General features: G+C 47.4%; 14 protein-coding genes. All 14 read left to right on the forward strand.

Annotated elements, in window-relative coordinates; genetic code table 11:
* The first annotated feature begins 2 nt into the window (after positions 1-2).
* Positions 3-587 carry a DUF3486 family protein gene (locus B1L02_RS12225; RefSeq protein WP_088531240.1) on the forward strand — a complete coding sequence of 195 codons (585 nt, stop codon included), beginning with the start codon at positions 3-5 and terminating at the stop codon, positions 585-587.
* Positions 587-2,230, forward strand: coding sequence for a terminase large subunit domain-containing protein (locus tag B1L02_RS12230; protein ID WP_088531241.1), 1,644 nt, complete (start codon positions 587-589; stop codon positions 2,228-2,230). Before B1L02_RS12225 ends, B1L02_RS12230 begins: the two co-directional genes overlap by 1 nt.
* On the forward strand, positions 2,230-2,376 hold the full coding sequence (locus B1L02_RS23770; protein WP_157757239.1) for a hypothetical protein: 147 nt from the start codon (positions 2,230-2,232) through the stop codon (positions 2,374-2,376). The genes B1L02_RS12230 and B1L02_RS23770 overlap by 1 nt, the downstream gene beginning before the upstream one ends.
* Before the next feature lie 2 nt (positions 2,377-2,378).
* Entirely contained in the window at positions 2,379-3,938 is a 1,560-nt protein-coding gene (locus B1L02_RS12235) for a DUF935 domain-containing protein (RefSeq protein WP_088531242.1), read from the forward strand.
* Positions 3,931-5,262, forward strand: coding sequence for a phage minor head protein (locus B1L02_RS12240; RefSeq protein WP_088531243.1), 1,332 nt, complete (start codon positions 3,931-3,933; stop codon positions 5,260-5,262). Before B1L02_RS12235 ends, B1L02_RS12240 begins: the two co-directional genes overlap by 8 nt.
* A gap of 104 nt (positions 5,263-5,366) precedes the next feature.
* On the forward strand, positions 5,367-5,825 hold the full coding sequence (locus B1L02_RS12245; RefSeq protein ID WP_088531244.1) for a phage virion morphogenesis protein: 459 nt from the start codon (positions 5,367-5,369) through the stop codon (positions 5,823-5,825).
* Between the two features lie 134 nt (positions 5,826-5,959).
* On the forward strand, positions 5,960-7,123 hold the full coding sequence (locus B1L02_RS12250; protein WP_088531245.1) for an ATP-binding protein: 1,164 nt from the start codon (positions 5,960-5,962) through the stop codon (positions 7,121-7,123).
* Positions 7,124-7,201: 78 nt separating this feature from the next.
* On the forward strand, positions 7,202-8,089 hold the full coding sequence (locus B1L02_RS24920; protein ID WP_250644903.1) for a phage protease: 888 nt from the start codon (positions 7,202-7,204) through the stop codon (positions 8,087-8,089).
* Positions 8,086-8,376: a phage protease gene (locus B1L02_RS24925; protein WP_250644904.1), complete on the forward strand. Its 291-nt coding sequence runs from the start codon at positions 8,086-8,088 to the stop codon at positions 8,374-8,376. The genes B1L02_RS24920 and B1L02_RS24925 overlap by 4 nt, the downstream gene beginning before the upstream one ends.
* Positions 8,376-9,284 (forward strand): Mu-like prophage major head subunit gpT family protein, encoded by a 909-nt coding sequence (locus B1L02_RS12260; protein ID WP_088531246.1) that lies wholly within the window; start codon positions 8,376-8,378, stop codon positions 9,282-9,284. Before B1L02_RS24925 ends, B1L02_RS12260 begins: the two co-directional genes overlap by 1 nt.
* Before the next feature lie 51 nt (positions 9,285-9,335).
* A complete protein-coding gene (locus B1L02_RS12265; protein ID WP_088531247.1) occupies positions 9,336-9,761 on the forward strand; it encodes an HI1506-related protein in 426 nt (141 codons plus the stop codon).
* A 3-nt stretch (positions 9,762-9,764) separates the two neighbouring features.
* Positions 9,765-10,193: a gp436 family protein gene (locus B1L02_RS12270; RefSeq protein ID WP_088531248.1), complete on the forward strand. Its 429-nt coding sequence runs from the start codon at positions 9,765-9,767 to the stop codon at positions 10,191-10,193.
* Positions 10,193-10,612 carry a phage tail terminator protein gene (locus tag B1L02_RS12275; protein WP_088531249.1) on the forward strand — a complete coding sequence of 140 codons (420 nt, stop codon included), beginning with the start codon at positions 10,193-10,195 and terminating at the stop codon, positions 10,610-10,612. The genes B1L02_RS12270 and B1L02_RS12275 overlap by 1 nt, the downstream gene beginning before the upstream one ends.
* Complete coding sequence (locus B1L02_RS12280) at positions 10,609-11,355, forward strand: hypothetical protein (protein WP_088531250.1); 747 nt, start codon at positions 10,609-10,611, stop codon at positions 11,353-11,355. Before B1L02_RS12275 ends, B1L02_RS12280 begins: the two co-directional genes overlap by 4 nt.
* Positions 11,356-11,398 lie beyond the last annotated feature (43 nt).

Consider the following 11,398-nt stretch of genomic DNA (forward strand, 5'->3'; position numbering starts at 1 on the left):
CTATGAGTGATGCTGTACGCAGAGGCAAACCCTCAAAAATAGACATGCTGCCTGAAGACATCAAAAAAATGTTGGATGAAATGCTGCGTGATAGCGGCAATTCGCAGGCCGATATTTTAGATGCGATTAATCGACGTATTCTCGATGCGGGCATGGATGAGGAGGCGACTATCTCGCGTAGTGGCCTAAGTCGCCATGCACAAAAAACCGAGGCTATTGGCAAGCGTTTAAGGGAGCTGCGCGAGACAACCAAGGCACTTACTGCGGAACTGGGTGATAAACCTACGGGCGACACCACCAAAATGATCTTAGAGATGGGCCGCTCACAACTCTTTACCGCCATGCAAAAGCAAATGCTCAACCCAAGCGAAGATGACGACGTTGATATTGGCATGATTAAAGACGCCATGCTGGCCGCTCAACGTTTAGAAGCTACAGCTATGAAGGCTCACCAGCGTGAAAAAGATATCCGCAAAGCATTCGCTGAAGAAGCGGCAAACGCCGTAGGCGATGAGTTACGCGGTGAGGATGGCATGAGCGAAGAGCTAGAAGATAAGATCCGTGGCATATTGCTAGGTAAAGCGTAATGAGTGAAAAGCCTACATTAACGGCTACCAGCCGCCCCACCAAAATAGACCTAAAAGAGGAAATGCAACTCTACGGTGTTGACGTTCCTGATGCTGATGACTTTGAAATACCAGACAAAGCTCCCGTGTTTTTACCCTACCAACAACGTTGGTTTGAGGACGAATCAGGGGTGTGCATTGCTGAAAAGTCACGACGTACTGGTTTAACGTGGGCGGAAGCTGGCCGCAATGTGTTAACTGCCAGCAAACCTAAAAAGCGCCACGGTAGCAACGTTTTTTACGTTGGCTCTAAACAAGAAATGGCACTGGAGTACATCGCCGCTTGTGCGTTGTTTGCCCGAGCATTTAACCAGTTGGCAAAAGCTGATGTGTACGAGCAGACATTTTGGGACAGCGAAAAGAAAGAAGAGATCCTAACGTACATGATCCGCTTTCCTAACAGCGGATTTAAAATTCAAGCGTTATCAAGCCGCCCCTCAAACCTGCGGGGGTTACAAGGTGATGTGGTTATAGATGAGGCCGCGTTCCATGAATCTTTAGATGCACTGCTTCAGGCTGCAATGGCTTTGCGTATGTGGGGCAGCCGTGTGCGGATCATCTCTACTCATAATGGTGTAGATAACCTATTCAATGAGTACATCAAAGATGCCCGGGAAGGTAAAAAGCCTTATTCGGTCCACCGGATCACCCTAGATGATGCATTAAACGATGGGCTATACAAACGCATATGCTTTGTTAAGGGTTGGGAGTGGTCGCCTGAAGCCGAAGCCGAGTGGCGACAGGCTAGGATTGATGAGTCGCCCAATAAAGAGAGTGCCGACGAAGAATATTTTTGTGTACCAAAGCGCAGTGGTGGTAACTACCTCAAGCGCATTGTGATTGAAGAGGCAATGGTAAGGGACAAATCGATCCCAATTCATCGTTTGACTTGTACAGATGAGTGGATGACATGGACGACTGAACAGCGCTACAAAGAAACAGAACAGTTTTGTAAAGACGTGATCCAGCCATTACTGGATAAGCTCAACCCTGACGAACAACATGCCTTCGGTGAGGATTTTGCACGCTCGGGAGATTTAACATCATTAGTACCACTTCGCATACGTGCTGACTTACACAAGCGCGTACCTTTTGTAATTGAAATTAAAAACGCCCCTTACGAAGTGCAGCGCCAAGTGGTGTTTTTTATATTGCGCCAACTACCACGGCTACGCGGTGCTGCTTTTGATGCCACGGGCAACGGTGGCTATCTTGCCGAAGCAGCAGCCTTAGAGTTTGGTATTGAATTGGTTGAATGTGTACACCTTAACGATAACTGGTATGCCGAGTGGATGCCCAAGTTAAAAGGTGAACTGGATGATCACAATATCGAGATCCCACGTCATCAAAATGTGTTGGATGATATGTGCCACATCAAAGTGGTAAACGGTATTCCCAAGATTGATAAGGGCAAAACTAAAGATCATGACGGTAAAAAAACAGACAAGCGCCACGGTGACTTTGCGGTTGGTCTATGTATGGCTAACCGAGCTTGCTGGATGGACGGTTGCCCGATTGAGTTCACCCCGTTACCAAGCAAAAGTGGCAGCAACGACTTTAACTACGACGACCTAGGCAGCTTTCAAGGTGCGGGGTGCTGGTAATGCGCTGGCGTATCAAGTTCGAATATGTCTTTACCATCGTAGGCGGCTTTGTCGATATTGAAGCCCCCAGCTATGAAGCCGCAGAGCGTTACACCCTTGACCTCGATGTATACGTGGTATCAATCAAACCTATTTTGCGAGTATAACTATGCTAGTAGACATTAATGGCGATCCGCTATCAGTTAATAAGCTAGATCAAAATCAAACCGAAGAAAATGCCCAAGTGGGCATGTTGCTTAGGCAATATGCTGAACACCCAACGCAAGGACTAAACCCAGCAAAGCTGGCCAGCTTGCTAAAAGAAGCAGAAGAAGGCAATTTGGCTGCCATGGCCGACTTGGCCAAAGACATCGAGGATAAAGACGGCCACATAAGCTGCGAACTGGGTAAACGCCGCCGCGCTGTACTTGGGTTTGATTGGAAGATAAAGCCACCGCGCAATGCCTCCACCGCTGAAAAGCGCGACGCAGAGATGATAGCCGAGGTCTTAGAGGACGCGACTTGGTTTACGGATTTTAAATTTGATTTAACCGACGCTATGCTAAAAGGCTTTTGCGCCAACGAGTTGCAATGGGACTACATCGAGAAGCAGCAACTGATCACAGGTTACGCCTACCGAGACCAAAACATATTTAAAACCCATCCCAATGACTTTAACCGCATTATGCTGAATGACAGCAGCGACGAAGGCGAAGCCCTCAACCCGTTTGGTTGGGCGCTGCATATTCATAAGTCCAAGAGTGGTTACGTGCATCGTGCAGGGTTGCTATCAGTACTTGCTTGGCCATTCCTATTTAAGAATTTTAGCGTGCGAGACTTGGCGGAGTTTTTAGAGATTTATGGTTTGCCTGTACGAGTGGGCAAATACCCAAGCGGTGCAACCGATGCGGAAAAAGCCACGCTCCTGCGTGCAGTGATGGCAATTGGCCACAATGCTGGCGGGATCATTCCACGGGGAATGGAGATTGATTTTCAAAGTGCAGCTAACGGCCAGGCAGATCCGTTTGAAAGTATGATCCGGTGGTGTGAATTAACTCAGTCTAAAGCGGTGTTAGGTGGCACGCTGACAAGTCAAGCGGATGGGAAAACAAGTACCAATGCGCTGGGCAGTGTGCACCAAGAAGTAAAAGAGGATATTACCCTTAGCGATTTACACCAGCTTGAGCAGACCATAAACCGCGATGTGATCTACCCTATGTACGCACTGAATGGTAAATCGTACAACGGTAACCGCCGGTTGCCACGCTTTGAGTTTGATACCTCGACTAGTGATGAAATGCGCGATCTAGCTTATCCGCTGCGCTCGCTAGTGAGCCTTGGAATGCAGATCCCTAAAACATGGGTGCATGAGCGTTTGAACATACCTGAACCAAGCGAAGGCGAAGCGGTGTTGGAAGTGCCAAGCGAGCCGATGCCTGGCAATAGCACCGCGGCACTCAATACAGCGGTGGCCGCACTTAATGCGGAATACCAAACACGCAGCACACAAACGGAGCTAGATACTGCCATTGATGCAGTCACCAGTGGCGATATGCGCGAAGAGTACAAAGCAACGCTGCAACCGCTGCTAGACAAACTTAACCAAAGTGAGGAACTGGCAGCCATTGAGCTTGCCGAACTTTATCCCGCAGTTGACCAAGACCAACTGACCGAAATGCTCACCAAGCTGATTTTTGTGAGTGAGATTTGGGGCATGATCAATGATTGATCTCAGTATTGCTTTCAATAAACCGCCTGCGGATGCGGTGGCTTACTTTAAATCTAAAGGTTATGCGATAAGCGATGAGTGGCATGATGTGCTGACTACAGCGCATGCCAAAGCTTTTACCGTAGCGCGAGTGCAGAGCATGGAAGTACTAGAGGCCATACGCAAGTACACCGATACAGCGCTTGCTGAAGGCTTAACGGCAAAACAATTTAGAGAGCAGCTAACGCCTGAGCTTCAGCGATTAGGTTGGTGGGGAAAAACCAAGAATGAGCAAGGTGATAGCGTTCAACTGGGTAGCCCCTACCGCTTAAATAATATTTATCGCACCAATCTACAAACCGCCTATATGAGTGGCCGCTATCGCCGCATGTTGGCTCGCAGTAAAACGCATCCGTATTGGCAGTATGTTGCTATTGATGATGCACAAACACGGCCTGAACATAAACTGCTGCATGGCAAGGTGTTTAGGTTTGATGACCCCATTTGGCAAATCATATACCCACCTAATGGCTGGGGTTGCCGCTGTCGCGTTCGTGCGCTCACTGAGGCACAAGTAAAAGCGCGCGGCTTAACCGTAGAGGACGGTAGCGGCTATGTACAGCAATTTGACGCAGAGATTGTGAGCCGCGAATCTGGCGAAGTTAAAACCACTGAGCACGCTAGAGTTAAACTGCCTAGTGGTGATGTAATGACGCCAGATGTGGGCTGGGCCTATTCGCCTGGCCAATCGGCCTTTGGCACTGACGTGGCCGTGGCACAGAAGCTAGGCAAAGTGGAAAGCACACAGCTACGCGCTGAGACCATTCAAGCATTAAATAATAGTGATGAACGGGCCAAGGCTTTTGAGCTGTGGACGCGTAAAAGTGTTGAGCGTATAGAACGCTTTCAAGCCGCAAAACATGCAGGCGATAAGGCGGGCTTAAAGGCTAATGGCCCAAGGCCGCAACATAAAACGGTGGTGAGCTTTTTAAGTGATGACATAAACCAAAAGCTCCAAGATAAGGGCATTGATGCGGCCCGTACTTTGATTTTATCTGAGCGTGCGCTGGCTCATGCCCATAGTGAAAAACACAAAGCCAGTGGACAAGCACTTGAGCTAAGCGAGTATATCAACCTAAGCAAATGGATTAACCAAAGCGGTGCGAGCGTATTGTGGGAACCTGAGCGAAGTGAAGTACTGTACGTAATAAACCAAGGTGAGCAAGCTATTAAGGTGATTGTTCGCTTTGACAGCAACAGCGACACACTAATCAATGTGTTTAAAGTCGACAGCGGTGACATTGAAGGTGGCATTAAAGGGGGAAACTATGAGGTGTGGCGGTAGGATGAGACTCGAACTCATATCATATATGCGGCGCATATAACCGTTACCCATTGGAAACACTACCACCACAAACCATTATTACCCAACAACTCGGTGATTACAATATGACCACTAGAATTGAGATACTCACAAGCGGTGATGCAACCAAAGTACTTGAACAAATAGCACAGCGCTTTGATGACCTGAGCGACCCAATGAATGAGATAGCCGCCATTATGGAAGGTGCAACGGAAGACGCTTTTGCTGAAGAACGCAGCCCAGTAACAGGCATCGCATGGCCAGCGCTTAGTGAAAACTACCTAAAACAAAACCCCAAACGTGTTGGCGGGCAAATGCTACAAGTCAGCGCTGGCGGCTTAGCATCAAGCATTACCGCAGATAGCGGCGCGTTCTGGGCGCAGATTAGTAGTAACAAACCGTATGCCGCCATACAAAATCTTGGAGGATTGCCAGAAATGGCTCCTGGCCCAGCTGCCATTCCACAGCGTGAGTATTTAGGAATAAGCCTCAATGAAGAAACTAATATTTTGGACACTCTCAGCAACTATTTTACCGAAAACTAAAAAACGCCTCAGACGCCCTCTGAGGCGTTTTTGCATGCTCAAGTGCTAGCGTTGGGTGTGGTTAGGTGTAATATGAGCATTAAAGGCGTTTCGAAACGTTTCTAGACAACAAGTTGCACTGTTGAGTAATATCAATGGGTAACACTTCAGGTAGACAGGATTTTATCGTGACTCTAAAAGAACTAAGAGCTGAATGTGAAATTATCATAAATGGCATAAAAGAAAATGGTAGCTTCCCAAAAGAGAATGACCGAATTGATTATAAATCAGCGCTAAAACCAGCCCAACAGAGTGCAACAGAGGTCTTTTTGATTAACTTCGCTAAAGATATTGTCGCTTTCTCAAATTCTTATGGGGGAATTGTTTTACTAGGGTTTGAAGAATCACAGGGCACCATTAAAGATCAAGGTTTGAATGATGAATGTATTCAAATACTCAATAGAGTGGATTTAAGTCCAGTTTCAGAGAAATTAACCGGAATATTGAAAAATGAGGTTGGGATTGAATTGCAGCCATTTAATATTGGCTCTAGAAAGTACTATTATTTGCTAATAGAGAAATCTTCGACAATTAACGTTCCTGTTAAGGATGCTCGCAATTACAAACTATATAGTGGAGACATCTATTATCGAACCTCGGGTAAAAATACTAAAGCTAATACAAGTTCCAACGACCTCAATCGCTTTGTTCAAATAAAAGCGAATGAGAGAAGTAAAGAATTCATGGAGATATGGACTAAACTTCTACCTGAGATGTTCGAAATAAATCCTCGAGAAATTCTTTTACTTAACCCCGTAGCCGGTACAGTTTACGGTTACAATAAATCTGATGGAGTACTTGAGAATACACAGATAGAGATTGAGTCATCTGAAGGAAATGCTTTCAACATTATTTTGAATGCTATTTCTGCTGGTGAAATTGGTAAAATTTCTGATGACGAGGGAAAACCTATTTATAAAATTGTTGGTGAAATTGCCCAACCTAAACCACACATCACTATGAGCACCTTAGAAAACGAGCTAAAACCTAAAATTTCTTATCAGATAACAAACCTTCAAATAAAAGCAACTATGCATTTTCTCGGCTGGGTAAACAAAAAAAATTTTGGTATCCAAAATGCGAAAGATTGTGAAATTAATCAAAACGAATTCATTTGGATAGAAGTAAAAGACGCCGTTAAGGGTGACAAACACGTTTACTTCTCCGAACAAGCGGTTAGGCCACTCGTTGAAGCCATAGAGAATAAGAGCAACCACATTAAAATGTACGGAAAACAGCTCAAACCAAAAAAGGCTTAATTTATTAACCCAGTTTAAAATACACTTCCAACCCAATTCCACATACTGGCACCAAGACAAACGTTTTAGTGCCAGAACATGCAAAATACCTCAACGCAACAAACCATAAACTGCCAGCACAAGCAATCACACATGGAGGTGGCTTCTGTTGCTGTGTGTAATACACAAGCGCAGCACTTCGGCCTTGCGGTATGTAGCTTGGCAAGCGAACCTGAAGAAAGTGGTATTAGCCCTCGCGTGCTGCTGATGCCTGATGGGGCATTCTCTGGCCATGACGGTAGACCATTTGAAGTACCAGGCAATAAATGGCTAATGGATGAAACGGCATTTAACAATCTTAAAACCGCCGCCCTTAGCCGTGCTAACGATTACCTCTTTGATTACGACCACCAAACCCTTTTTAAAGCACAGAACGGCCAACCTGCGCCAGCGGCTGGTTGGTTTGCATCCGACGGTTTGGAGTATGTGCCAGGCGAAGGCGTATATGCCAAGAACGTAAAGTGGACAACGGCAGCACTGAGTGCGCTGCGCAATAAAGAGTACCGCTACGTTAGCCCAGTGTTTGCTTACGACAAGTCTACAGGTCGCCCATTCAAATTACTTCACGTTGCCTTAACCAATGACCCCGCAGTACTGGGCATGGAAGAGGTAGCAGTGTTAAACCTGCAATACTCCTCAGGAGCACCCAAGATGAACGAAGCCCAGCAACTCCTCGCTGCGCTTGGCATTACCGTGGACGGTGATGTTACCAGCGAGCATATCGAAAAAGGCAAAGCGGCCATTACCGAGCTGAAAAGCAAGGCCGACGGCGCAGAAGGTAAAGACAAGCAAATTGCTGCCTTGAACACACAAATTCAACAAGCCACGTCGAACACTACAGTGGACTTAACCAAGTTTGTGCCAGTTGATGTACACAATGCACTACGTGGCGAACTAGCCGCACTCAATAGCCAGCACCAAGGGTGACTATTGAAACCGCTATTGATAAAGCCAAAGCTGAGGGCCGCGTGATTGCCGCCGAGATTGATTACCTCAAGCAGCTTGGTGAGCAAAAGGGCCTTGCCGCCCTAAATGCAGTGTTAGATAGCCGCCAACCCATTGCAGCGCTAAACGCTCAGCAGTCCAAACCAACCCCAACACCATCGCAGGACAAAACAGGAGTTGCCGCTTTGTCTACCGAGGATAAATACGCGGCTGATCAACTGGGTATTAGCCATGCCGACTACGCAAAAAGTAAAGAGGAAGACCAGTAATGGCGATTATTACACCCGCACTGATAACTAGCCTGCAAACGGGCTTTAAGAAGAACTTCCAAGATGGCCTTGGTGAAGCACAACCGCAATACAACGCAATTGCGACGGTCATCCCGTCAACCACTAAATCCAATACCTATGGTTGGCTGGGCAAGTTCCCTACCCTTAAAAAGTGGGTGGGTGACCGAGATATTCAAAGCATGAAAGCTCATGGCTACAGCATTGTAAATGATGACTATGAAGCCACCATCGGGGTTGACCGAAACGACATTGAGGACGACGACCTTGGTCTATACGCATCGCTGATGAAAGAGATGGGACGCGCTGCCGCCATTCACCCGGATGAAATGTGCTTTCCACTCTTAAACGAAGGTTTTACCACCTTGTGTTACGACGGCCAGAACTACTTTGATACCGACCACCCAGTCTATCCAAATGCTGATGGAACAGGTGCCGCACTGAGCGTAGCAAATATGGCTGAAGACGTTAACTATACAGGCCCAGCTTGGTTTGTGATGGATAACTCAAAGGTACTTAAACCCATTATTTTCCAAGAGCGCAAAAAGCCACAGTTTACGGCAATGACGAAGCCGGATGATGAAAGTGTGTTCACGCGTAAAGAGTTCCGCTATGGCACAGATTGCCGAGATGCATGCGGCTTTAGCTTCTGGCAACTGGCATTTGGTAACAAGCGCGCACTGACGCCTGACAACCTATGGGACAGCATCAAGAAAATGCGCACCTTCACTGCCGATGGTGGCCGCAAGCTAGGGATTAGACCCACCACACTTGTGGTGCCGCCAGAGCTTGAAGATGTTGCAACCAAAATGCTTGAGCGTGAAATGGAGTCAAGTAGCTCCAACGAACTTAAAGGTCGCTTAAAGCTAGTTGTTGGCGATTACCTGTAACCACTAACCCAAAGCCCCGTTTTGGGGCTGTTCAATAGGATGGAAAATGAAATGGCTGAACCGACTATTTACCCTGTGCGCATTATCTCTCAGCAACCTGATGGCTACCGCCGCGCCAGCATTACCCTCAAGCGTGGCGTTAACGAGCACCGTGTTACCGAGCCTCAGCTTGAAGCGCTTAAAAAAGATACACGCCTTACGGTGCAAGTTATACAAGCAAGTGAAAGTGCAGCGACGCAATCACACTTGGAGTCAGGAAGTGTGGGCGGCGATGTAGCACTGGACTTGAGCCAAGCCCCAGAAGAACTAGCGCACATCATTGCGGCATTATATGAGCTGAAGCCAACCAAAAAGCCAAACGTGGATGAGTTGGCGTTTGAAGTGGATGGCATTAGTGGCGAGCAAAAACCGTCAGCCGCCGAGCGAGATGATGCATGGGCCTGGTATCAAGCGCATGTTGTGAGCGTGGAGCAATAAACCATGACCTACGCTGCCGCTGAAGACATGCAAAACCGTTTTAACCACCAAGACTTGGTGCTGCTTACTGAACGTGAACACAGCACACCAGGTGAAGTGGATATGGCTGTGCTCACTCAAGCATTGGAAGATGCAACAGCTGAGATAAACGCTTATCTCTCTGGCCGTTACATGCTGCCACTTAGCATTGTACCAATGGCATTGGTGCGCATTTGTTGTGATATTGCCCGCTACTTTTTAAGCGGCGATAACGCGCCGGAGCACATACACACCCGCTATACGGACGCGCTAAAGTTTTTACAAGCAGTGAATCAAGGCAAGGTGGCGCTGGGTATTGATAGCCAAGGTGACAAGGCAACCACCAACGACACCGCCGTGATGGAATCAGCAGGCAGCGTATTTGCTCGCAACAAAGCCAAGGGGTTCATCTGATGTTTGAAATTAAAGATGACTTTTTAGCAGCGGGCCAACTGTTAGAAACAGCCCTAAGTGCAGTGCCTGGCATACGCCACGTTAAGGCGCTCGATGACCTAGCAGAGATAGACAAAACCAATCATACCCCGAGCTTGTTTTATCTCTACTACGGTGAGCAATTAAAGGAGAGCGCGTACGCTGGAGCTAATACCCTGTTAACGCAAACTTGGTTAGTAATTCTAGCGGAGCGAAAAGCCAGCAAAACCGCAGGCAAAAACATTGCCGCTACCATTCGTGCCATTGCCGGAAAAATGACTGGCGATGCTGGCCCGTGGCAACGCGTTAACACCCCAATCAAACCAAGATACACAAGCGGCCATGCGTTTTACCCGCTGGCCTTTACCTGTCAAATGAAGTTTAAAGGAGCACTTACATGAGTGGCTTACTAGTAGCGGGCAATTTCTTTATTGACCGATTAAACCCACAAGGCCAAAGCCTCGGTATTTTTGGCCCTATCAATATGACCAAGCTCAGCATCAAAACAGAAGCTGAGACCAAGACTCGTGCATCTCGTAAAAAAGAGTCTTATGGCCAAGCGTTAGATGACGTCAAGATTGCCAAGCCTGCTGAAGTGTCATGCGAGTTTGATGACCAACCCTCTGAGTTATTGGCAATGGCGCTGATGGGTAAAGTGGTTGATCTAAACGAAGCCAGCGGCACGGTAACAGATGCAGCAAAAACCTTGCCCGCCAATCAGGGCTGGCTAGAGCTTGGCCATAAGAATCTAGCCGCCGAAGGTCTTACGGTTAAGCAAGCAACTACCCCACTCACGCTAGGGACTGATTTTGAGATCAACTATGCACTGGGTTTGATCCGCTCTGTCAAAGGTGGCGAAGTAGATGCAGGTGGCAGCATTACCGTGAGCTATCAACACAATGCGCGAAGCGGTAAGACCATCCAAGGTGGCATTGAATCACAAGTTCGAGCACGTATTTTTGGTGAGGGAACCAACCTTGCCAACGGTAAAGCCATTGAGCTTGAAGTATACGACGTATCACTGATGCCAGATAAAGAAATTGATTTCGCAGCCAGTGAGTTTGTGAGTGGTGGCCTAGCAGGTACTGCCAAGCTGCCAGCAGGTAAAGCAACCCCATTCACCTATACCGAATTAGACGCATAGCTCCCGTTGGGGCTTCGGCCCCTTTTTACTATTTCAAACCTCT

Origin of the sequence: Pseudoalteromonas piscicida (genome assembly GCF_002208135.1) — a bacterium.
Taxonomy (GTDB): domain Bacteria; phylum Pseudomonadota; class Gammaproteobacteria; order Enterobacterales; family Alteromonadaceae; genus Pseudoalteromonas; species Pseudoalteromonas piscicida_A.